Source organism: Klebsiella sp. 2680, assembly GCF_900198535.1.
GTDB classification, from domain to species: Bacteria; Pseudomonadota; Gammaproteobacteria; order Enterobacterales; family Enterobacteriaceae; genus Klebsiella; species Klebsiella indica.
This window is the reverse complement of record NZ_FZNJ01000003.1, coordinates 184,794-208,583: the sequence shown is the minus strand read 5'-3', so window position 1 is coordinate 208,583 and position 23,790 is coordinate 184,794. Positions and strand designations below refer to the sequence as shown.

The window sequence follows — 23,790 nt, the reverse complement described above, 5'->3', positions numbered from 1 at the left end:
CCGTATTCTACTGTGCAACGTGTTATTGCTGCATTGAAAAAGAGAGCATCATTGAAACATCTTCTCCCATAAGGCATCAGGCCGGGTATCGCGGCTGTCAGCAAACCTGCCTTTCCCTTTACATTAAAAACCCGCCAGTGGCTTAGCGGTCAACTGGCGGGTTTGTTAAGGCCTGAAATCGTGCGTGCTTAAGAGAATTTAATTAAGCCGCTTGCCTGATCGTAGGTAAACCTGGTGCCGTAACGTTGACTCAACCGGGTAAGCAAACTGGCAATTTCTGCACCTTGTTGATGGGGGACCGTTTCCGGCAGACCACGAGAAAGAACACGTTCGCGGCTCATTCCCAAATCCAGAGGCAGTAACTGGCAGGCCAAACCGTCAGGGGTCACATCAAATATGGCGAGGGCGTTTTGAGAAAAACGCGCTTCGGCATTGAAACCGGTGAACTCGCCTGCGCTGTTTTTGGCGCGAGCGCGGTGTAGCTCAGAAGGGCGGGCATCCACCGCATGGCCATACGCCTGATACATCTCGGGCCCGATGATCGACTCGCCGGCTTCGAACTCCATCAGAAGGCTGCCGAGGTTATAGAAGATCGGCTTGCCGTTATAGATTTCAACACCGCGCATAAAGTGCGCCCCGTGACAGACAACCGTGTCTGCACCAGCATCGACCGCCCGACGGGCAAAGCGTTCGATAAATTCCGGCGCCTCCGGAGAGTACCAGCTATCTTTATCCCCTTCATGGGTATGCAGGCTAACCAGGGTGAAATCACTCCGATTCGCCGCGTCGCGAATGCTACGCTCGTTGGCGACACAATCTTGCTCATTAAACCAGGTACGTACATGGGCTTTTTCGCCGCGCTCAATCTGCAGGGCGCTCTCGAACAACGAGCCGAATATGAATTCGTTTTCATCTTTTGGCGGCATCACTTCGACGCGCATACCCTCGCGGACGCTCTCATCAATCCCCAGTGAACGGGTGATGGCTTTGAGCTGTTCAAACTGGTCATCCGGTAAAACGTAAGCGCGCCCCCAACGCAGCGGGTTCAGGCCCGGGCGTGGCAGAGTGCCCGCGCCGCCGTTGGCCGCCAGAAACACTTCTGAGCGAGTGGAACCCAATGCAACCACGCCAACGCGGCCTTTGGCGGTGTCGAGGAAACGGGGAAGACGGGCATCATCCAGGTTACGCCCCAGGCCGCACGGGATCAGATTACGCGCTTCGGCGGCTTCCATCGTATCGATCACGCCTTCCCAGCCGAAATCGCCGGTATGATTGTTGGCAAAGGAGACCAGGCGGATATTTAAATCGACGAACTCATCCAGCGTGACGGGTTTTACGGCGGTAATATAACCGCGGCCCGCCGCTGGCGGGAGGTTCGGTTGCGGACAGCTAAATTCGGCATTGGCGAACACCGCGTCGGCGCTTTGTAATAATTCTACGATGCTGGAATCTAATCTTTTCGCCAGATTTCGGCTCGAAAACAGTAAATCACCGCAAGCAATAATTCTCATACTAACCCTCTGGTTATTCTCGGTACTTGCCATTTTAATGGTAAGAATGATATCTCTGTCATGCAGAAATGGATTATTCCTGTATGTTATAAATAATTTCAAACAGGAATATAAGTTGTTCCTGAAGTGATTTAAACTGGCGTGCTTAAATTTAACACCACAACATCAATAATCACCCATGATGACAAGGGCATTACCATGTTTAATTTTAAATCAGGGATAATAACCACAGTACTTTTAAGTGCTTTCCTGCTGGCCGGTTGCGACGACAATAAGAAACCGGCCGCTAATGAAAAAGTACTGCATGTTGGCACCTTTGGCGTCAGTATCGGTTTTTCATACAAACAAAATGGCAAAGATTACGAAGGTTATGATATCGCTACCGTCAACGCCATTGCGAAAAAATTAGGCTACAGCCGTGTGGAGTTAACCACTGCGGATATGACCGGCCTCTTCGGGATGCTGGATGCGGGTAAGATCGACACCATTGCGAACCAGGTGGAAGTCAACGATAAGCGCCGTGAGAAATACCAATTTTCGCAGCCTTATATTTATTCCGGCGCCCAACTGGTAACCCGTAAGAACGATGATTCTATTCAAAATATCGCGGATTTAAAAGGTAAACGACTGGGTGTCGACGTTGGCAGCAGCAAAGAAAACTTTTTACGTAAGAATTACCCGGATGCCGGTATAGATATTCATACTTACGATGAACCAAGCGCTATTATTCAGGATGTCGCGCTGGGCCGTATCGATGCCTACATTATGGACCGCGCTGGCGCGCAATTGCTGATCGATAACTCCCGTTTACCGCTGAAAAAATCAGGTGACCCGGTTTACCGTTATCAGGAAGCGTTCCCGTTCGTGAAAAATGAAAAGGGCGATGCGTTGCGTAAAGCGTTTGATGATGCGCTCACTGCGCTGAAAGCGGACGGTACGCTGACAAAACTCTCTGAGCAGTATCTGAAACAGGATGTCAGCAAGGAATAATAAGAGATGAATTTTAATCTGAGCTTTATGCTGGAAGCTTTTCCAACGCTGCTCAGTTACCTGCCTGTGACCTTGTTTCTGGCGATAACCTCTATGGTTATCGCCTCGGTCATGGGGATGGTGCTGGCGTTGATTATCCGTAACCGTATTGTGGTTCTGACGCAGTTTGCTGAAGTCTATATTTCGTTTTTCCGTTCCGTGCCGACACTGGTAACGCTGTTCATCTTTTACTTTGGTATCCCGCAGTTGTTTCCGGGGATCAGCATGATGAACGCCATTTCCGCCACCATTATTGCTCTCAGCTTTAAGACCGCCGCAAATCTGGCGGAGGAGTTCCGGGGGGCGATGAACTCGGTCGACAAGGGGCAGATGGAAGCCAGCCTGTCCGTGGGATTGTCCCGCTGGCAAGGTTTTCGCCGTATCGTTCTGCCGCAAACGGTGCGTATTGCTGTGCCGGGGATGAGCAACTACCTGATTATGTTGATCAAAGAGTCATCCCTGGCGTTTACCGTTGGCGTGACCGATATCTTTGCGCAGACCAAAATTCTTGCCAGTAACTCATTTCGCTTTCTGGAGAGCTACCTGGCGGTAGCGCTGATCTACTGGGCCGTGACCATCCTGCTGACGTTGCTACAAAAATCGATTGAGCATCGTCTCAACCGCCCGTACCGCTGAGGAACCGCGCTATGCTGAAAATCCGTCATTTGCATAAATCATTTAATGGCAATCCGGTACTGAAAGACATCTCCCTGGAGATCGCGCAGGGGCAGGTGGTGGCGATTATTGGCCCTTCTGGTTCCGGTAAATCGACTCTTCTGCGTTGTATCAATTTACTGGAAAAGCCGGAGAGCGGTACGCTGGAAATCGCGGATCAGGTGATTGATGCGCGGAAATTTACCCGTCAGCAAGAGACTGCGTTACGGGCACACACCGGAATGGTCTTCCAGCATTACAACCTGTTTAAGAACAAAACGGCGCTGGAGAATATTACCGAGGCGCTGATCATCGGTAAAAAAATGCCGAAGGCACAGGCCAATGAAATCGGGATGGCGTTGCTGGAGCGAGTGGGTCTGCGTGAAAAAGCCGACAGCTACCCGGCGATGTTATCCGGCGGTCAGCAGCAGCGTGTGGCTATTGCCCGTGCGCTGGCGGTCAAACCGAAAGTGATCCTTTTTGATGAACCCACATCGGCGCTGGATCCTGAGCTGGTCAATGAAGTGCTGCAGGTCATCCGCTCGATTGTCGATCATCAGACCACGCTTATCCTGGTGACGCATGAGATGTCGTTCGCCAGGGATGTGGCCGACAGGGTTATTTTTATGGCCGACGGCGTGATTGTGGAAGATAGCTCCGCAGAGAATATGTTCACTCAGCCGCAACACGAACGTACCCGCAAGTTTTTGCAGTCCATTCGATGACCGCATGATCGACTATTCATCGCTGCGATTGCCCGGCGAAACGGCGCGTTTTTATTTTCGCCAGCTCCTGACCAGTGAGCGGTTTCGCTCACTGTCAATATGGGGATAGCCTTCATACCGGTTGCCTGTGAGCGGCATGGGGCCTTTGCTTACCCCATGCCTCCCGGTATTTTCTGCGAGCCGCCGCTGCGCGAACCGCTTCATCTGGCTTGCGCCAACATCACCTGAAAAAAAACATTCATGCCGGTAAATGCGAGTGAACGATGCCGCTTCACTGATTTTTTGGCTCTCGACAATATTAATTGCGAATTTTTTGTTAATGGGTTGTAATATATGTTGTGATTGCTTTGCGTTTCTCTGTCATTAATCCGGTTTATTAGTTGCTTTTCGTAATTTGTTTTTAGGATATATCCCGCCTTCTTGCGAGTTAATTTTCTGATGCGCTGTGGCTCGCGAGTTTAAATGTTTTTTTAATTCTCTTTCCAATATATTCCTTTAGGCTTTGGAAATGATTTGATATGTTTTTGCGGTCAAGGGAAAGACTCAATGTAATTAAATTCTGAAGGGTGGGATTTAATTATTAAAAGGGATTTTCGGTGATGCGGAGGGCAGCAGGTTGTGTATAACGCTACAACTTTATTGCTCTTTACTTTTTAGGATAAAAATTTAAAACGCAGGAATTTTCTATGAAACTGAATAAAGTTGCTATGGCTGTGGCATTAACTGCTGCGCTGGGCTCTATGTCTGTACTGGCTGATAGCACTACCGGCAAGATTGAACTCTCGGGTGAGCTGGTAAATACCGCATGTGGTCTGGCGCCGTCGTCCAGCCCGGTAACCGTTGATTTTGGTCAGGTTCCTGTTTCCCTGCTGCAGGGCGGTGGTCAGGCAACTGAAACCAAAAACATCGAACTACAGTATTGCGATACCACCGTTGCCGGCAGCGCTGTTGTTTCCTATAGCCCGTCCACAGTGAATCCGAACGATAGCACTCTGGCGGCGTTCACCTCCGGTCAGGCAACTGGCGCGGGCATTGGCCTGAAAGACAGCGCCAGCCAGACTGTTGTCTGGGGTCAGCCGACCACGGCGGTTACGCTGGTTGATGGTGCCAACACCATTCCTTTCGTGGCATTCCTGAAAGCAGAAAGCGGCGCTACGACTGTAACAGCAGGCGCATTCCAGTCAACGATCAATTTCACTATCGATTATCAATAATCGACGCTGAATTATCGTGCGCGGGGAGGTGTTCTCCCCGCAATATTTGAGGGACAGGCCAGATAATATGGGATTCTGAGTATGGTTAAGGATTCAGAGAAAAAGCGGCTGATAACGCTATTCGTATCGATATTGCTCTTTTCCGGACATGCTTTGAGTACTAATTCTACGCCCGGGCAACTGGCGCTTTCTGGCGAGCTGGTCGCGGCTGCCTGCGATATCGATCCGGCCTCGCGAGAGCTGTGGGTGGAATTTGGCAACGTATCCGCTCGCGACATTAATATGAACCGGGAAAGTCAGCTTATTCGGCCTTTTATGGTGCGCTTAGTCGGTTGTCAGTCTTTCGGCAGTCAAAATCAGTCAACGCCTGGTGCATATGCCACCATAACCTTTACAGGAAATGCGTCGTCGCAGGATCCCACCGTATTAATTCCCGATGGCGAGGGGAAGGGGTTTGGCATACAGATTCGCGATCGTCATGGAGAGGTTTTAACCTTCGGGGAACCCTCTTCGGGATATCTTCTGAGTGATGAGAATAATACGCTGAGATTCACCGCTTCATTGGTTCCGGTTCAGCAACATATTAAGGCTGGGGAGTTTTACGCCGTCACTCGCTTTTTTATGGATTATAACTAGAAACAAACCAGTTATTCATATTTTAGCTTGTTTGTTGTGCACGATATTTTACTGAATGATTCGGGATGAATAGTCATGTCAGCAGAACAGAAAATAAAAATAAATGTAATCCTCTCTCAGATAATGATCTTCTGCTGCGCGTCTATGTCTTACGCTTCAACGGATGTGGAATTTAATACTGACGTGCTGGATGCCGCTGACCGCAACAATATTGATTTAAGCCGCTTTGCTACCGACAATTATGTTCCGCCAGGCGACTACCTGTTGGACATTAAAATTAATGGTCAGGCCGTAGGGCAGCACAAGGTTCGTTATCTGCCCTCTAAAGATGGTAAGCGCACCCAGGCCTGTATTAACGGCGAAGTCGTTTCAAGGCTGGCCCTGAAAGAAGAAGCGCAACGGAAGGTAGAGCAACCGTTTCAGGATTGTTACAACGTACTGACCATTCCAGGCTCCAGCCTGAATAACTATGCCGGCGTGCTGGATATTACTGTCCCGCAGGCATGGATGAAATATAACGATCCAAACTGGACGCCGCCCGAACGCTGGGATCAGGGGATCGGTGGCGTTCTGTTTGACTATAGCCTCACCGGGCAATATACCCGGCAGCTCAATATGCACGACGATTACACCTCGCTGAGCGGCTATGGGCAGGCTGGCGCTAACCTGGGCGGCTGGCGCTTACGCGGTGAATACCAGACCAGCTATTACAGCTCGACGCATCAGTTCGATTTTGATATGGGTCGGATTTACGCCTATCGCCCATTGCCGATGATGGCGGCAAAACTGACGGCGGGAGAAATCTATCTTGATTCTCAGGTCTTTGATACCGTACGTTTTACCGGGCTTAATCTTGCCAGCGATGAGCGTCAACTGCCGCCGAATCTGCAGGGCTACGCGCCAGAAATTCGCGGACTGGCAAAGAGTAACGCGAAAGTCACCGTCAGGCAGAATGGACGCATTATTTATGAAACGACGGTCCCCGCCGGGCCGTTTAATATTCAGGATTTACGCAGTTCGGTGCGCGGTACGCTGGATGTTCAGGTAGAAGAGCAGGACGGCGCCATTTCCACTTTCCAGGTCAACACCGCCAATATTCCCTATCTCACGCGTCCGGGCTACGTGCGTTACAACGTGGCCGTCGGGGCGCCGTCCCGCTATAACCATAAAATCCAGGGGCCAGGATTTGCATCCGGCGATTTCTCCTGGGGGGTGACCAACGCCTGGTCGTTGTATGGCGGGTTGCAGACGGCGGGGGCGGGATATACGTCGGTTGCCGCCGGTATTGGCCGGGATCTCAGCATACTTGGCGCGCTGTCACTGGATGTCACGGAGTCTTACAGCCAGCAGCCAAATCAAAAACGCCTGAAAGGCACGTCGTTCAAGCTGAGTTATGCGAAGACTTTCGACGAATATAACAGTTCTATCACCTTCGCGGGCTATCGCTTTTCTCAGCAAGACTTCCGCTCATTCGCGCAATATCTGAATGAACGTTATGAAGGATACGACAGTCTCGGTCGGGAGAAAGAAATCTATACCATTACCGGGAATAAAACCTTCTGGGCCGATGAACCAGGCAAGGCGACGACCCTATTCCTGACCTATACCCATCAGAATTACTGGAATCGCAGTAGTCAGGATCGTTACGGCATCTCTCTGGGACGCTCGTTTAATATCGGCGACATCCGGGGGATCACCACCAATATTTCGGCATATCGTTCTGATTATCAGGGGCGTAAGGACGACTCTATTGCTTTTACGCTCTCCGTTCCCGTTGGCGACAGCAAATGGAGCGGTCTGGATATACAGACCAATAATGGCAAGACCAGCCCGATGCTCTCTTATACCGACAGCAGCGACTACAACAACCTGTGGCGGATTCGCGCCGGGGCGAGCCAGAATGGCTATGCCAATGTTGATGGCTATTATCAGCGTCGCTCGCAGTACGCCGAGATTAACAGCAACGCCAGCTATCAGCAAAATCACTATTTTTCACTGAGTAGCACTCTGCGCGGGGGCTTTACGGCGACCCGGCATGGCGCGGCACTCCACAACAGCGGCGCGACGCTCAATACCGCTCGCGTGATGGTCAATACCAACGGTATCGGCGACGTTCCGCTCAATGATGGTAAATCACGAACCAACAATTTCGGCATTGCCGTTATTCCAGACATCGTGAGCTACAACAGCTTTGATACCCGGGTTGATGTTGATGCGATGTCGGAATCCATTGAACCGGCAAAATCGATCAGTACCGCGACGTTGACGGAAGGTGCCATCGGCTACCAGGCCTTCGGTATGGCGAAAGGCGAGAAAATGATGGCCATCATTCGTCTGGCTGACGGGACTTACCCGCCCTTTGGCGCCGAAGTGATTAATGGCGATGGCGTAAGTGTGTCGATGATTATGGAAGGTGGACAGGGATGGCTGGCAGGGGTCAATCCGCATGAACGGCTAAACGTGATGTGGAGTGGGAAAACGCAGTGTCAGATCGCCATCCCGCCATCAATAGAGCATCGTTCAGCATCCGCGCTATTGCCGTGTAAATGACAGTGACAGTAATAAAAGGCGAAAAATGAGTATAACAAGCAACAAATTCGGCTGGATGGGTGTCCTGATGCTGGCCGCAGTAAGTGGCAGCGCTCAGGCTGGCGTTTCGTTGGATCGTACTCGCTTAATCATCACCGGTAAGGACAGTTCGGCAAGTGCGAATTTAACCAACACCAGCCCGGATATTCCTTTCCTCGCGCAATCGTGGGTTGAGGACAGCAAAGGCAACAAAATCACCTCTCCGCTGGTGGTGCTGCCGCCTTTACAGCGAATTAACGGCGGACAAAAAGGGGTTGCACGGGTTACGAAAACCGACGGTATTAACCAATTGCCTCAGGATCGTGAAAGCCTGTTTTATTTAAGCGTGCGCGAAATTCCGCCTAAACCGGATAAAGCGAATGTCCTGCAGTTAGCCATGCAGTCGCGGATTAAATTATTTTACCGCCCGACGGCCATTATTCCTAAAAGCAAAAGTGAGGTCTGGCAGGACCAGGTCGTCTTTCAAAAGCGCGGTAACAAGATGATCGCGCAAAATCCGACGCCCTATTACATCACCATTATTAGCTTAACTCGGGCTAAGGGTGAAAAAATAACCAAGTTCCCAGGGGTTATGATTGCGCCGAAGTCCAGCCTGGAATTTAGCGTAACCGATGCCAGCGTCAGTAATTTCGCGATGATGTATGTGAATGATTATGGCGGTCATCCGGAACTGAAATATCGCTGTGAAGGAAATACCTGTAAGGCGCTCCCGCCATCGCAGCAAGGATAATTGAAGAGGAACCTGATGATGAAAACGCGTTTATCGTTATTAGCACTGTTTGTCTTCGGTATCAGTATGCAAACGCTGGCCGACGCTGTTATTCCGCTACAGCCGCAGCACTATAACCAGGATCATCAGGGGGAAGATGGCGGTAATGTGATATTCCATGGTTCCGTTTATGCTTCGCCGTGTGTTCTTGCACCTCAGAGTCGCCTGCAGATTATCGAAATGGGGGAAATTAGCGCCCGCCGTTTTCATCAGGCGGGTGATCGTAGCCAGCCGGTACTGGTACGTGTCGATCTGAAAGATTGCCTGAAAGGGGCTTCACAGGCGCGCGATAGCATGGCGGCGAAGACCACGGGAAACAGTAAGCACCTTTATACCACCGGCGAACAGGCGGTACAGTTAACATTTACCGGTGAGTCGGATGAGGTGAACCGCCAGTTATTGCGCCTGACCGGCAGCATGTCAGGTGCTGGTATTCGCCTTCTGGATACGAAAGCACGAGCGCTGGATATTAATCAAACCCAGCCGCCATTTATTGTGAAAACCGGCGATAGCAGTCTGACGTTTATTGCCGTACTGGAGTCCACGGGACGAAATGTTATTGCAGGCGACTTTAGCGGGCTGCTGCGTTTGAAAATGGAGTATCTCTAATGGCGACAATGGTTATCGGGCGTAAATCTCGTGTCGCTATTGTATTATGCGGCAGCTTATTGTCTCTGGGGGTGAGTGCGGTTGAGGGAGAAATTACCCCGGTTGGTGGCCCTAAAATGTATAATATTGATGTCACAACCCAGAATATTACTAACAACACCGTCGGCGCGACTATTCCTTATGAGTTTGCATTAGGTGGGCAATATGCTGGCGTGGCGTCCTGTGGGACCACTATGACGAACCAGCCGATTTTTTACACGGCGACAGCCTCGCTGCTTCAGCCGGGAAGTAGCCCCGGTTATTTAAAACTGAATGACTACATGGATGTAAAAATTGAAATATACATCCGCGGTAATCGGATGGAATACCTGTCAGTGCCTTTTGATAATGAATCAAACCAGGCGTTTCAGAATAGTTGTTCATCGCCAGGTGTACAGTTTAATAATTTTGAGTCCGGCGCGAAGGGGCGGGTGACGTTTATGATCACCAAACCGATTGTTAACGGCGTTAATCTGCTGGGCACGGAAATAGCCAAACTTTATGGGCGTCTGGGGAATCTCAGCGCAGGAATGGGCTCTACGCCAATGTCCATTGTTTCAATTAACTCGGGCGTCATTACCGTTCCGGACAAATGTATCATTAATGCCGGTTCACCGATTACGGTCGATTTTGGCACGATTCCTGGTTCAGCGGCGTCGCTTAATGGCTCGAATTATAGCCAACCGGTGCCGATTCAGGTGAAGTGCGAAGGTGGGAGTTTTACCAGTGGTAGTCTGAATATTCGGCTTGGAATTCAGCAGGCGAATACCGCCAGTTTTAATAGCGATTATTTAGGAACCACCGGGGCCGTCGACCGTTCCAATCTCGGCATTATTTTGAAAGATTCCGCTGGGGGTTTAGTCGCCGCGAATCACTTTTATGATGTCCCGGGCTTTACGAACAACCAGGGAACCTGGAATTTGACCGCAGCCCCTATTGCGCAGGCCGGAAGCGACGTTCTCGAGGGGGCATTTCAGGCATCAGCCACCGTGGTGGCGGAGTTTCAGTAAGGGAACAACATGCGCCAGTTAATCGCATCGATAGTCATCATATATTCATTGTTTTCGGCAACCGCCGTGCATGCCATCGGTGAGTTGATCGGCGGTGACTTGAAGTTTCAAGGAGAGGTAGTAGCTCACGGTTGCAGCATTGACCCTTTATCAAAAAATGTTGTCGTGGATTTTGGCGAGATTTCTGCCCGCACGCTCTATGCGGAAGGAAAATCCTTGCCAAAGGCATTCGTTATTACGCTGAAGGATTGCAGTACGGCGGTGTTTAATTCCGTCACTGTGACGTTTAGCGGGACGGAAAATACCAATATGAGCGACCGCCTGGTGGTGACGGGAGCCGCCAGCGGCATCGGTATCGGTTTTGAAGAAAGCGACGGTACGGCTATTTCACTGAATGTACCGACGACCGCGCTGGCAATTTCCGGTACCTCTATGAGTTTAAATTTCAACGCTTTTGTGGAAGGAGAGCCTAACGCCTTGAGTAACAAAACCTTGCAAACCGGGGGCTTTCAGGCGACAGCGAATTACACTTTAAACTATCAGTAGAACAGATCAGGGATGATGAATAATGAGTCGCCATTTCTTTCTCTACGATAAGAATATCTTTTTTTCCGAAGGGGTGCGTAATGTGGTTTCAGCGCTTGCTACACGTGAAAATGATTGCACCTTCTCAAGGCTCAATAGTTTTTCACAACTGAGAGATACGTTGCAGCTTCCCGGCAAGAAAAATGAACTGCGTTGGATCCTTTGCGATGTCGACAGTTTACCGGAAGAACGCTTCCATGCACTGTATACGATAAAAGAATACTATTGCCGGGAAAATCAGCAACTGGTGATTTTATTAAGCGAGAATAATATTTCTCTTTTTTTTGCACTGCATTCGCTGCTCCCGGAAGCAAGCTGGTTATTAAAGAATGAGTCACTGGAGAATTTTTTTAAGTTTGTTGAAAGTGCTAATCTTATGGTGGCAAAAAAGATATTTTTTAGCCGCTCGTTGATTCATTATACCCGGCAAAAATGGTTGGCCAGGGATTTTAATCGCAGCATCTCCAGCGATGACTGGTGGTTGATGGAAGAAATATTCAAAGGGAAATCATTGTCACAGATTTCCGCTGAGCAACAGATTGATGTTCGCCGACTGAGCCGCTGTAAACGTGGTTTGATGAAAAAGCTAAATGCTAAAAATAACGTTGAGCTTTTTAATATTTTTAAGTGCATAGTCGCCACGCCTTGCGCATAACGTTGCACAAAATATGGCATCGACAGAATAACTGGCCGCTCTCTAAGCCAGTTGGTAAGAGCCTATCCCATTAGGACTATTTTGCTTGTCATTTTGAACCTGGGCAGTGCTCAAACTGTCTGCGCCAATAACGCCTGGTGGGATAGGCTCTAAGTGTAAGAAAATACAATCAATGGAAATCGTTAAGGATCTAATAAATGCAAAAATTAAGCATGATTGAAGCGTCAGCTATTATTGGGGGATGCAAAGAAGTGTGCACCACCTCTTATGAATCGGTCATTATTGGCGGTGTCTCTTCTTGTAAAGAAGTCACCACCTGTACTGATAAGTACGGCAACTCAACCGTTAGTATGAAAGATGCTGCTAACAACATGTGCTTTGTGCCGAATCGCATTCGCCAGTAATTTCTCTGCCAGATGGAGGGGCAGCTCTCCATCTATTTATGCGCCATTTTCGCGAGTCTGGTATCGAATGAAGATAAAACCCATTACCGCTGTTGGCTATACCTTTCTGGTCGCATTAATTTCATCGCTGATAACCGTACTGTGTTATCACATTTTTGTATTTAACACATTTTCGCTGGACAGCAGCAAACCTTCGGCGCTACGAAAAATAGATAGTGCAACGGTTGCCAGTAGCCCGATAAAACACGAAAACAGTGTTATTGAAGTGATGTCTTACGGCTGCCACTACTGCGCCTCAAATGAAGAGGATATTGAAAAATTCGCCGCCTCGTTGCCGGAAGATAGCACATTTGAAGTGATCCATATTACTGCTGAAAGAAATGGACTGGCAGTTTATGCGCCGGTTTTTGCGACGCTGGAACTAATGGGCATTGAGCGCCAGATGCGCGATCGGGCTTTTAATGCGGTGATGACGCGCGGTATTAATCTGGCTGATGATGATGCGCTTAATGCCTGGTTGAAAAAGAACAATATCAATGTCGCAAAATATCATCAGGTACGCCAGAGTAAAGCCGTTGATGAACGCCTCGCGTATATGGCGAAAATTACCGACCTCTACGACATCAACGCAACGCCGTTGTTTATCATTAATAAAAAATGGGTGGTGGCGAAGGATCGTCAGTTCCCTGAATTTGCCGACTATATGCGCCAGTTACTTACCGAGGACAAGGAGTAAGCGTGGTGCGCTTTCTGATCGTCTGGTGCGTCTTCAGCGTAAGAAAATGGTCCACTCAGCTTGTCCGGCGCTATCGTCCTTGCCGGAGGGGCGGCAATAAGGCAGTACGCGGAGTGATGCGCCATACCGCCATGCCGTTACTGTTTATAACGGTTCGGTCACTTTGTCGGCTGGGCGTATTGGGCAGGCGGTATCGCGGGCGTACCGCGGTGGCGACGCAAAATTACCGTTGTCTGACCGGCGGTAAGGAGCGAATTGATACGGCATGGATGGCCTTCCGCCGCCAGTTGCTAGAATTCGGGGCGACCTGGGGGCAGCATCCGGTCACGTTGTCTGAAATTCAGACGTGTACGCGGGAACTTGATGTGATTGTCGCCCCGCTGGTGGCGCAAAAGACGCCCGTTGTGCTGGCGCCCCTGCATTGTGTGTCCGATATTTTGGCGGCGATAGTCGGCGCTGGCGTAACCCCAGGAAAAGCCAGCGTAGTGGTTTCATCCAGCGCGGAAAGCTATACCGTCGCCAGCCGTAAAACGGGCGGCGTCGCGCTCTCTTACTGCTCTATCCATCAGGATAATCGGTCGTTGGCCAGCGAGTTGATGGCATTGCTGACAAACGTTTCGGAAGGGCGGGAAAATATGATTATTTTCCCGGATATTCCTGCCGACTATACCGTACAGACCCATGAGGCGCAGTCCGGAAAAATAAATTGTCGGCTATTTGGCCGCCCGGCGAAATTACACAATGGGGTGCAGCGGTTTTCTCGCATCGTGTCGGCACAGGTCGTTTTTTATCATCTTTATTATCAGCAAGGAATAAAGATAAAAATCTATCCTCCGCAATCAGCGAAAGAGGTGGCGGGAAACTTGCCGACAATAATTGAAAACACTCTGCGTGACTATCCGCAGGACTGGCTGTTATGGCATAGCCACTCGCTTTATTTTATTAATCACTGACGCATTATAATGAAAACAATTATCCCGGATATGGTTTTTCAGGAAGAGAGCAATGAGTGCGGCCTCTCCTGTATTGCCATGCTGGCGCAAACGCAAAATATTCCGTGCTCGCTCCCGGCATTGCGGGAAATATTCCCGGCATCCGATCACGGGACATCGTTGAGCGATTTATCTGCTATTCTGCAACAGCTCGGGATCGCTACCGTTCCGGTCCTGTTCGATCATGATGAAATTCATGCGCTGCCGTTCCCGTCCATTTTGCACTATGGCGCCAGCCACTATGTCCTGCTGGCGTGGCACAAAGGCGATTACGTCTGCGTGATGAACCCGGCGATTGGCCAACAGTGGTTGCCATTCTCGGCGTTAAAAAAAGAGATCAGCGGCTATGCGCTGATCCTCGAAGAGTCTCCTTCCGCAGGCGTTATGTCCCCATCGGCTATCGCTGATGTTCAGCAAGCGATGCCAGGGGCGATGAGCCTGAAGGAGACGGCGGCGGTACCGGGAATTTACACGCTGATGCTATTAACGTTTCTGGTCTCGCTGACGCTGTTTTTAATGCCGACGATGGTCAGCCACGCAATTAATCAGGCTTTTTCTGACGTCGGGAACGCACAATTTCCTTACCTGTGGTTCATCCTCGCCTTTGTCGTTTCCACATTGTTGGCGTTAGGCGTCAGGGTGATTAGCGAACGTTTCATTCGCCGTTTTGTATTGCTCAATAGCGACATCGGTTTTTCCAGATTGCTGAATAACCCGCTGCGTTTTTTTGAAAAACGCGCGCCGGGGGATATTTTTAGTCGCTTTATTGCCTGGCAGGGAGGGATGCTGCAAAAAATCGAGCTGGATAACGGACTGCGCTCGGACTGGATTATTTGCGTCATCGCGATCGGCATTATGTTCTGGATCTCACCGGTGCTGGCGCTAATTTCTGCTGTTGGCATCGTGGTGATGGGGCTGATTAGCGTCTGGGCGATATTCCGCGACCGCTGGTACACCCAGCAGCTACAGCTCAAAAGCGCGACGCTGAATGACTTTTTGATGGAAACGTTGCAAGGAGTGTTAACCATCAAAACCGCCGGACTGGAAACGCAGCGCAAAGCACAGTTTGCCCGCTTTTCTTATGACCTTTTTCGTTGTCTTCAGCGGCAGAAAGTGTATCAGCAAGTCAAAGAGGGGCTGTATCAACTGACCGGAAGCCTTGAGATGGTGGTTTTTATGCTGGTGGTGCTGCCGTTGGTACAGGCTAAACAGATCTCGCTGGGCGACTTCTTCGCCTACAGCTTCTTACGGCAGATTTTTACCTCCTACGTCACGCGGCTGTTCTATGCCGTGATCCGCAAATCACAGCTGCATGTCATTGACACCCGTGCCCGAAGCTTGTTTACAAAACGCGATGCTGCATCGCCGGTATTTTCACCGCTCTGCGTGGATGAGGCGCCGCGGCTGGCGTTCGAGCAGGTGAGCTTTCACTACGATCCGCGGAGAACGGTGCTGAACGCCGTTGATCTGATTCTGGAACCGGGGGATCAGGTGGCGATCGTTGGCGACTCAGGCGCAGGAAAGAGCACCTTGCTGCGCCTGATGGCCGGACTGTTTTCCGCGCAACATGGACGAATTTTGTTGAACAACGATGAGGCGAGTGCGCAGCAGCTGGCCTTGCAAGTGTGGTTACAGAGTCAGGAAGATATTCTGTTTAATGCCTCTGTGCTGCAAAACATCACTTTATTTGACCCATGGTATAGCGACAGCGATCGCGGGCGAGTGGAAGCGTTACTGACGAAAATGGCGCTGGGACCGGTGGTTCAGGCGTTGCCGGGAGGCATGGAGGCGCTGATCCGCGAAAGCCATTCCGCGCTCTCTTTAGGCCAGCGTCAGCGGCTGATGCTGGCAAGGGCGCTCTACAGCACACGGCCTATTTTGCTGTTTGATGAGCCGACCGCCAATCTTGATGATGCAACCGCCGAGACGGTGATCGCAGCGTTGTGCCAGCACTGTCGTGAACAGGGAAAAACGCTGATTGTGGTGACCCACAGCACGCCGATTTTACATCATTTCACGCGAGTTTATTGTCTGCATGACGGCGAATTGCGGGATATCGGGCAGGGAGCACCAGGCCGATGATGCGAGGATTTTTACGTCGCCGTAAAACGTTACTGCTTGCGCTGACCGCGATGGCGATCATTATCGTTGCGGTTTTATACCCGCGTTCGTTTCCGCGGCAGGGCGAGTCACTCTATAGCGTCGCGCTCGATCGCGGGGATATCGAAAAGGTGGTGCTGGCAAGCGGCATTATCAAACCTGCGGTCCAGGTGCGCGTCGGCGCTCAGGTTAGCGGTCAGCTACGCAAGCTGTATGTACGTCAGGGCGAACGGGTGAAAAAGGGGCAGCTATTGGCTGAAATCGACCCGACGCTGCAGCTTTCGGAGTTACGCAACGCTACCGCGCAACTGGCCAGCGCCAGGGCGCAAAAACTCGCCTCGGAGGCCATGCTGGAGCAGTACCGCAAAGCGCTGGCGCGGGAACAGGCCATGAATCGCGAGGGATCCGGGGTAAACAGCGATCTCGAACAGGCGCAGGCGCAGTATGCCGCCCAGGTTCAGCAGGTTGCGGTCAATGAGGCGCAGATTGTGCAGGCGGAAATGAGCGTACAGACCGCCAAAGCTAACCTCGGCTACACCCGCATTCTCGCCCCTATGGATGGTGAAGTGCTGGGGATTGTTACCCGTGAGGGGCAAACCATTGTTTCCTCTCAAATCGCACCGACCATTCTGGTGCTCGCCGACCTTGATAAAATGCAGGTACAAACGCGTATTTCTGAAGCGGATATCCAGAAAATCCATCCGGGACAGCCACTGTGGTTTTATGTGATTGCCGATCCGCAGACGCGCTATGAGGGGCAGCTTGGCTATGTCCAGCCCGCCCCGCAGGAGGCGCTGGAAGAACAAAATAGCGCTGCTTTTGTCAGTAATCAGCAAAGCAGCGCGATTTACTATAACGGCACCTTTGAGGTGGATAACCGTCAGCGATTGCTGAAAACCTCAATGACCGCCCAGGTGTTTATCCGTATCGCCCAGGTGAAAGATGTACTGCGGGTGCCGGTCGCCGCGCTGGGGCGTGCTCTCGGTGATGAGCGCTACCTGGTGAGGGTGGAAAAGGAGAACGGCAGCGAGGAGCGAACCGTGCGTATCGGGATTAACGATCGCCAGTATGCGCAGGTGCTTGAAGGATTGCGGCCCGGCGAACGGGTGGTGATCCCGCAGGACGCGGGGCCTGGCTGATGACGAATCCGTTAATTGTCCTGCACAACGTTACCCGTCATTTTGCCGCCGGGACGCAGACGATCCCGGTGCTGAAATCGGTCTCGCTGACCATTATGCCCGGCGAAATGGTGGCGATCATGGGAGCTTCCGGTTCGGGTAAATCAACGCTGATGAACATTATCGGCTGCCTGGATAAGCCCAGCAGCGGCGAGGTTTATATTAATGGGATCGCCGCTCATCAGGCCAATAGCGCGGTGCTGGCGGAGTTGCGCAGCCGCTGGCTGGGCTTTATTTTTCAGCGCTATCACCTGATGCCTTATCTGACGGCGGAAGAGAATATCGCTATCCCCGCACTCTATACCGCGATGCCCGCCGCTGAACGCCAGGCGCGAATCGCGCTACTGGCGGAAAAATTGGGGATTGATGCGCGTTTACAGCATAAACCGGCGCAGCTTTCCGGCGGGCAGCAGCAGCGGGTCAGCGTCTGTCGGGCGCTGATCAACGGCGCGCAGATTATTCTCGCCGATGAACCTACCGGGGCGCTGGATAGCGTCAGCGGCCGGGCGCTGATGGATGTTCTGCACCAGCTCAACGCCGACGGGCACACGGTGATTATCGTCACCCATGACCGCGAAGTGGCGCAGCAGGCGCAGCGGATCGTCGAGATCAGCGATGGACAGATCGTCGCCGATAATCGCTATTCCGCGCGTGATAATGATGACATTCAATTGCTGCCTGCGGTACAGGATAACGGCCGGGCTTCTCTTTCTCGCAGCGTGGCGGAGTCGGTACGGATGGCGTGGCGCGCGTTGCTGGGCCATCGAATGCGCGCCTTCCTGTCGATGCTTGGCATTATCATCGGTATCTCATCGGTGGTCTCCTCCATGGCGGTAGGCGAAGGCGCCCGGCGGACCATCATGGACGAGATAGGCAAGCTGGGTAACACCACTCTTGAAATCCGTCCCGGCACCGGTTGGGGCAGCAAACGCCCGGACATGGAACGGGCGCTGTCGCTGGAAGATATCGCCAGCTTCAGCCAGCAGCCCTGGGTGCTCGGCGTGTCGCCCGTTGTCTCCAGCATGACGACCGCGGTGCGTCAGGGATTTGACTCCTCAATTATTCTCTCCGGGGTTTCCGCCGACTATTTCTCATTGCAGGGGATCCGTTTTATTCATGGCAACGGTTTTACTCACCGCGATGTCAATGATCGGGAGCCGGTGCTGGTACTGGATGAAACCAGCAAAGAGACGCTGTTTCCGGGCAATGAAGATCCGTTGGGGAAAATTGTGCAAATCGCCGGCGCGCCGTGGCGGGTGATCGGTATCGCCAGCAAACCGGGGCCGAAGGTGGTCAGTGGATTTATGTCGGCGTGGATCCCCTACACCTCGCTTCTGCAGCGGATTTCCGGCGATAAGCCGCTGGAGGCGCTCACGCTGCGCTTTCCGGAGACGCTATCGCCGCAGGAGGCCGCGCGGCGTGCGGAAAGGCATCTTATTCGCGAACACGGTAAAAAAGATTTCTTTGTCCAGACTGACGAACAGCTTGCCAGGACGCTGCAAAAAACCTCTGACTCGATGTCGCTGCTGATCACCGCGATTGCCGCGATTTCGCTGTTGGTCGGCGGCGTCGGGGTCATGAATATCATGCTGGTGTCGGTTACCGAGCGAATCCATGAGATTGGTATTCGTCTGTCGGTGGGGGCCCGTCCGTCCGACATCATGCATCAGTTCTTGATTGAGGCGGTGATGATTTGCGCGCTCGGCGGGCTGACGGGGGTGTTAGGCTCCTGGGTCGCCGGTAACCTGTTTGCGCTGCTGACGCAGGCGTTTTCGATGGTCTTCACCTGGCGACCGGTGGCGATGGCCTGTGGTTTTTCCGCCCTGATTGGCCTGACGTTCGGGTATTTCCCGGCGCGCAGAGCCGCGCGGCTTAATCCGACGGAGGCGTTGGCACGCGAATGAGATCCTCTCTTTTATTGATGTTGATAATCCTGCTCACCGGCTGCGGGAACCTGACCCGCAGCGATTATCAGCGTCCGCTGCTGTCGGTGCCTGCACACTGGCAGCGGACGGAGGCGCTGAGTATGACGTCTTCACAGGAGAACGCGGGACGCTGGTGGGATCGTTTCGGCGACGAGCGGCTGTCGCGGGTGATCGGTCAGGTGCTGGAAAGTAACAACGATCTGGCCGCTGCCGCGTTAACGCTAAAACAGGCGCGTATTTCAGCCGGGCTCACCGGGACGAATATCAGCCCTGAGGCGACGCTCAACGGCAGTGGTACGCATTCAAAAGCGTTAAATAGCGGACGTTCGCAGGAGAGTTACAGCGCCTCCTTGTCATTAAGCTATGAACTGGATCTCTGGGGCAAGCTGGCGCGGGTTCGCGAACAAAGCGAGTGGGAAACGATTGCCAGCGAACAGGACTACCGGGCGACGATCCTGTCAACCATTGGTACCACTGCGCAGCTTTACTGGAATATCGCTCTGCTGAATCAACAGATGGCGTATCAGACGGTTAGCCTGGACATTGCCAGACAGACGCTGGCGCAGATTGAGTCCTGGCAGCGGGCAGGGAAGGTCGGGCGGCTTGATGTGCTGCAGGCCCGGCAGACGCTCATTAGCCGCCAGAATGAACGGCTTGCCCTGCAACAGCAGCGGGCACTGGCACGCAACGCGCTGGCGCTGCTGCTTAACCGACCACCCGCCCAGCATAGCGATGAAGCCCCCGGGCTGGATGTTCGCCAGCGTATCGCCATTGATTCCGCAACCCCGCTGGCGGCGCTCGCCAGCCGACCCGACCTGCAGGCGGCGGAGTCCCGTCTGCGCGCGGCGCTGGCGGGGTCGGATGCCGCGCGGCTGAGCTTCTATCCCACCCTTTCGCTACAGGGAACCCTCAGCGCCGGGAGCCAGATTTTTCGCCAGTGGTTTAGCGATCCGCTACGGGTTGTCGGCGGCAGCGTCGGCGCCCCCTTTATTCAGTGGAATACGGTACAGCTCACCGTGGCGCAGGCCAGCGTCAAGGTACAGCAGGAGGCGGTGAATTTCCGCACGACGGCCTATACCGCGCTGTCGGAAGTGGATAACGCCATGGAAAAACGGCTTAACGCCGACGAGCAGCGCGATCGTTTGTTGCAATCGCTGCAATGGGGTCAGCAGCGTCTGACGCTCACCGCGAGTCGCTATCGGGCGGGCGCGGTGGACTACCAGACGCTACTGAACGCCCAGGATACGCTGCTTGATGTGCAGAACAGCCTCGCACAAAACCAGTACGACTATCTTTATGCCACTTTGCAGCTCTGGCTGGCGCAGGGAGGCAATAACCCGCAACAGAGGATATCCCGACATGCGTCACAGTAACCCTCCCTATCGCGTAGTGATAACCGGCTATGGCGCAGTGACTCCTCTGGGCGATAGCGCCGCCGAAAGCTGGCAGGCGATCATGGATTATCAATACGGCTACCGCTATGTGGATCTTTCGTCTCACGGTATTCATACCCATTTTATTGGACAGGTGGCGAACGAACCGAGTCTGAAGGGCGTTCCCGCCGTCATTCGTCGGCGTCTGCCGCGCCACGCGCGCCTTGCGCTGGCCGCCGCGCGGGAAGCGATGGCGATGGCTTTTGCCGGTGAACAGCCCGCCGCGTTTTATGAGCCGCTGATGTGCGGCGCGATTATTGGTTCCGGTTGGGCCGGGTTAGATGAAAGCTATCTGGCGGTGCCGGAGTTTGAGAAAAAAGGCGTTTCTTCACCCTTTAGCTGCTTTTTCTCGATGCCGAATGTCACCACTGCCGCCTGTAGTCAACTGTGGAACTTACGCGGATATCAAAATACGCCGGTTGCCGCCTGTGCCACCGGCACCATCGCTATCGGCGAGGCTTATGATGCGATTCGCTTTGGACGCGCCAGCATGATGCTCGCCGGTGCCGGGGAGTCATTAAACAGCGTTTGCGCCATCTGGAATATTGATGTGCTTGGCGCGCTGAGCCGGGAAACGGAATCGCCGGAGCGTGCCAGCTGCCCGTTCAGCCTGCAACGCAGCGGGTTTGTACTTTCGGAGGGGGGAGCGGTGCTGTGCCTGGAAGAGCGTGAGCGTGCGCTTGCGCGCGGCGCGACGATCCTCGCGGAAGTCACCGGTTATGCTAATTTTTCCGATGCGGTGGATTTTACCTCCCCGGCGGAAGATTGCGTGGCCCGCGAACAGACCATCCGCTGGGCGCTGCGCGGCGCGGATCTTCAGCCCGCCGATCTCGACTATATCAACGCTCATGGCACTTCGACGCCGCTTAACGATATTAACGAAACGCAGTCGCTGAAAAAGGCCCTGGGTGAATATGCGTACCGGATCCCGGTTTCCAGCACTAAAGCCTACTCAGGGCATCTGATCGCCGCAGCAGGAAGCTTTGAAACGATCGTCTGCCTGCAGGCGATGGCGTCCGGGATCATGCCGGCGACGGCGCATTTAACCCAACCCGATCCGCAATGCGATCTTGACTATATCCCTGAAGGGCATCGTCAGGGCGAGGTTCGCCGGGCTCTGAATCTCAGCTTTGGTTTCGGTGGCGCAAATGCCGCGCTGGTGCTGGAGAAACATGCGTGAAGCGGCTTCATTACACCCTTGCCGACGCCCGGCAGTGGGCGGCTTTTTCCGGGGATGATAATCCAATCCACTTCGATCTTGAGGCTGCGCGCGCAATGGGCGGCAGTCAGCTGAGCGTTCACGGGATGCGCGCGCTGCTGGACGTGAAACGCGATGTCCAGGCGCGGTTGCCCTATCTGATGTCTGATGCCGGACGTTATCTGAAATGCCGGGTTCGTTTGCGCAGGCCGCTATGGTGCGATACCGACTGGTTGTTAATGCCAGGAGCGGCGAGAAAGCACATTTTATCCGCCGCGACAGTCAACGATCCACAGCGCGGCGAGGCCTGTTTGTCATGCCAGCTCAGCTTTGCCGCTGAGCCGGAATCGCTGGCGGGAAAGCAGCCCAGCACGCTTGCCCCCCGGACGCTACTTGCCCTGCAATCTTATTTCAACAGCGCCTGGCCCGATCTTGCGCAGTGGCAGTTTCTCGACGCGTTGCTCTTCCGCCAGTTGATTTGCGATGAAGCGTTGCTGCGCCAGGAGAACATTGCCGTTCTGCTCGGTCAGGGGGAAACCTCGTTGCAGCAAATCTTTACCCATTATCCGGTGCTGCAAACCCATCAGGAAGTGGTGTTCGATACCCGTCTTATGAACACAGGGGGGCCGATTTGGCCCGAATCTCTGTCGCTCTGGCTGCTGCCCTCGCTGGTGGTCGGCCAGGTGGACAAGGGAGCAGTGGTGCGTATTGCCGCGGCGGCACAGTGGGATGACCTGATGATGACGAATGTGCTTACGCTAAAAGTTGGTCCAGTTATTAATTGATAAATAAGGATAATTTATGATTCCGTATGATGAGGTTCTGCAAAAAGTCTGCGAAATGCTTTGCGATGCCAAAGATCTCGAGCCTGATGAGGTGGATGAGAACACGCCCCTCGTTCGGCTGAAGCTGGATAGTCTGGACTATGTTGAGCTGATGGTACTGGCAAAACGTGAATTCAACATTACCCTGGAGGCAGACTGGTTTATCCATAACCCTGGGATGACTATCGGTGAACTCTGTCAGCATATCAGCAAAGGATCGGACAACTGATATGGCGCAAAAATGGATACTGGTAACGGGGGGGAGTCGCGGTATTGGCCGGGCGCTGGTCACAGGGTTAGCGCAACACTGGAACGTGGTGTTCACCGGGCGCAACGAAGCCGCTATTCACGCTATTACAGCTCAGGAGCAGAACAAAAATTCCTCCCATTGGGTGCAAGGCTACGCCTGCGACGGCAACGATGAAGCAGGCGTGGAGTGTCTGGCGCATGATTTGGTGGCCGAGTGGGGCGCTCCCGAGGCGATCATCCACAACGCGGGGATCGCTCGTGATGGACTGCATATTCATCAGCATGCCGCGCAGTGGCGTGATGTGCTGGAAACCAACGTTATTTCAATGATTAACTGGAATCGAACTCTGCTTCCGGCAATGATGGTACAGCGGCGCGGCTCCCTTGTGCTGATGTCATCGGTCAGCGCGCTAAAGGGCAACGTGGGGCAGACGGCGTACGCCGCAAGTAAAGCGGCGATGAGCGGCATGGCCCGTTCGCTGGCGTTGGAGGTGGCGCGCTTTGGCATCCGGGTGAACTGCCTGGCGCCGGGCCTGATTCGCACGGAAATGTTGGAGGAGATACCCGCTCAAAAATTAAAAGAGTTACGCCAGTCCATACCGTTGCGCAGGCTTGGAGAAACGGAGGATGTGCTTCAGGCCGTGGCGTTTTTAATTGGCGAGGGGAGTCAATATATGACCGGGCAAACCCTGGTGCTGGACGGCGGGCTGTGTGCCTGAATACTAT

At 52.9% G+C, this 23,790-nt stretch carries 23 protein-coding genes; 22 read left to right on the top strand and 1 reads right to left on the bottom strand.

The genetic code is table 11. The annotated features are described in order from the left end of the window. Positions 1-188: 188 nt before the first annotated feature. The gene (locus FN037_RS14225) at positions 189-1,511 is read right to left on the bottom strand and encodes a CapA family protein (protein WP_142502520.1); all 1,323 of its coding nucleotides are present in this window, start codon (positions 1,509-1,511) and stop codon (positions 189-191) included. Between the two features lie 198 nt (positions 1,512-1,709). Between FN037_RS14225 and FN037_RS14220 the strand changes: the two genes are divergently transcribed. The 22 genes from FN037_RS14220 to FN037_RS14115 all read left to right on the top strand — a co-directional run bounded on the left by FN037_RS14220 (position 1,710) and on the right by FN037_RS14115 (position 23,783). Beyond that, complete coding sequence (locus FN037_RS14220) at positions 1,710-2,501, top strand: transporter substrate-binding domain-containing protein (protein ID WP_138359835.1); 792 nt, start codon at positions 1,710-1,712, stop codon at positions 2,499-2,501. A 6-nt stretch (positions 2,502-2,507) separates the two neighbouring features. Then, a complete protein-coding gene (locus tag FN037_RS14215; RefSeq protein ID WP_138359834.1) occupies positions 2,508-3,176 on the top strand; it encodes an amino acid ABC transporter permease in 669 nt (222 codons plus the stop codon). 11 nt (positions 3,177-3,187) lie between these two features. Next, positions 3,188-3,919, top strand: coding sequence for an amino acid ABC transporter ATP-binding protein (locus FN037_RS14210; RefSeq protein WP_138359833.1), 732 nt, complete (start codon positions 3,188-3,190; stop codon positions 3,917-3,919). Positions 3,920-4,605: 686 nt separating this feature from the next. Then, positions 4,606-5,133, top strand: a complete 528-nt coding sequence (locus tag FN037_RS14205) for a fimbrial protein (protein WP_138359832.1) — start codon at positions 4,606-4,608, stop codon at positions 5,131-5,133. Positions 5,134-5,214: 81 nt separating this feature from the next. Continuing rightward, entirely contained in the window at positions 5,215-5,769 is a 555-nt protein-coding gene (locus FN037_RS14200; RefSeq protein ID WP_138359831.1) for a fimbrial protein, read from the top strand. A 75-nt stretch (positions 5,770-5,844) separates the two neighbouring features. Continuing rightward, complete coding sequence (locus FN037_RS14195; protein WP_138359830.1) at positions 5,845-8,319, top strand: fimbria/pilus outer membrane usher protein; 2,475 nt, start codon at positions 5,845-5,847, stop codon at positions 8,317-8,319. Between the two features lie 25 nt (positions 8,320-8,344). Continuing rightward, positions 8,345-9,088 (top strand): molecular chaperone, encoded by a 744-nt coding sequence (locus tag FN037_RS14190; RefSeq protein ID WP_142502519.1) that lies wholly within the window; start codon positions 8,345-8,347, stop codon positions 9,086-9,088. Between the two features lie 18 nt (positions 9,089-9,106). After that, positions 9,107-9,736: a fimbrial protein gene (locus FN037_RS14185; RefSeq protein ID WP_142502771.1), complete on the top strand. Its 630-nt coding sequence runs from the start codon at positions 9,107-9,109 to the stop codon at positions 9,734-9,736. After that, entirely contained in the window at positions 9,736-10,785 is a 1,050-nt protein-coding gene (locus tag FN037_RS14180) for a fimbrial protein (protein ID WP_142502518.1), read from the top strand. Before FN037_RS14185 ends, FN037_RS14180 begins: the two co-directional genes overlap by 1 nt. Positions 10,786-10,794: 9 nt before the next feature. Then, positions 10,795-11,331: a fimbrial protein gene (locus FN037_RS14175; protein ID WP_138359827.1), complete on the top strand. Its 537-nt coding sequence runs from the start codon at positions 10,795-10,797 to the stop codon at positions 11,329-11,331. 22 nt (positions 11,332-11,353) lie between these two features. Then, a complete protein-coding gene (locus tag FN037_RS14170; RefSeq protein WP_138359826.1) occupies positions 11,354-12,025 on the top strand; it encodes a DNA-binding response regulator in 672 nt (223 codons plus the stop codon). A gap of 197 nt (positions 12,026-12,222) precedes the next feature. Further along, positions 12,223-12,429 (top strand): DUF4762 family protein, encoded by a 207-nt coding sequence (locus FN037_RS14165; protein ID WP_138359825.1) that lies wholly within the window; start codon positions 12,223-12,225, stop codon positions 12,427-12,429. Between the two features lie 67 nt (positions 12,430-12,496). Then, positions 12,497-13,165 (top strand): DsbA family protein, encoded by a 669-nt coding sequence (locus FN037_RS14160; protein WP_138359824.1) that lies wholly within the window; start codon positions 12,497-12,499, stop codon positions 13,163-13,165. Positions 13,166-13,167: 2 nt separating this feature from the next. Next, positions 13,168-14,118: an ABC transporter gene (locus FN037_RS14155; protein ID WP_142502517.1), complete on the top strand. Its 951-nt coding sequence runs from the start codon at positions 13,168-13,170 to the stop codon at positions 14,116-14,118. A 9-nt stretch (positions 14,119-14,127) separates the two neighbouring features. Beyond that, positions 14,128-16,239 carry a peptidase domain-containing ABC transporter gene (locus FN037_RS14150; protein ID WP_142502516.1) on the top strand — a complete coding sequence of 704 codons (2,112 nt, stop codon included), beginning with the start codon at positions 14,128-14,130 and terminating at the stop codon, positions 16,237-16,239. Next, on the top strand, positions 16,236-17,396 hold the full coding sequence (locus tag FN037_RS14145; protein ID WP_142502515.1) for an efflux RND transporter periplasmic adaptor subunit: 1,161 nt from the start codon (positions 16,236-16,238) through the stop codon (positions 17,394-17,396). Before FN037_RS14150 ends, FN037_RS14145 begins: the two co-directional genes overlap by 4 nt. After that, the gene (locus FN037_RS14140; RefSeq protein ID WP_142502514.1) at positions 17,396-19,339 is read left to right on the top strand and encodes an ABC transporter permease; all 1,944 of its coding nucleotides are present in this window, start codon (positions 17,396-17,398) and stop codon (positions 19,337-19,339) included. Before FN037_RS14145 ends, FN037_RS14140 begins: the two co-directional genes overlap by 1 nt. Continuing rightward, entirely contained in the window at positions 19,336-20,733 is a 1,398-nt protein-coding gene (locus FN037_RS14135; RefSeq protein ID WP_142502513.1) for a TolC family protein, read from the top strand. The genes FN037_RS14140 and FN037_RS14135 overlap by 4 nt, the downstream gene beginning before the upstream one ends. Further along, complete coding sequence (locus tag FN037_RS14130) at positions 20,720-21,973, top strand: beta-ketoacyl synthase (protein WP_138359818.1); 1,254 nt, start codon at positions 20,720-20,722, stop codon at positions 21,971-21,973. The genes FN037_RS14135 and FN037_RS14130 overlap by 14 nt, the downstream gene beginning before the upstream one ends. Continuing rightward, on the top strand, positions 21,970-22,776 hold the full coding sequence (locus tag FN037_RS14125) for a MaoC family dehydratase (protein WP_142502512.1): 807 nt from the start codon (positions 21,970-21,972) through the stop codon (positions 22,774-22,776). Before FN037_RS14130 ends, FN037_RS14125 begins: the two co-directional genes overlap by 4 nt. Before the next feature lie 16 nt (positions 22,777-22,792). Next, entirely contained in the window at positions 22,793-23,044 is a 252-nt protein-coding gene (locus FN037_RS14120; protein ID WP_138359816.1) for an acyl carrier protein, read from the top strand. Between the two features lies 1 nt (position 23,045). Next, the gene (locus tag FN037_RS14115) at positions 23,046-23,783 is read left to right on the top strand and encodes an SDR family NAD(P)-dependent oxidoreductase (RefSeq protein ID WP_138359815.1); all 738 of its coding nucleotides are present in this window, start codon (positions 23,046-23,048) and stop codon (positions 23,781-23,783) included. The last annotated feature ends 7 nt before the right edge of the window (positions 23,784-23,790 follow it).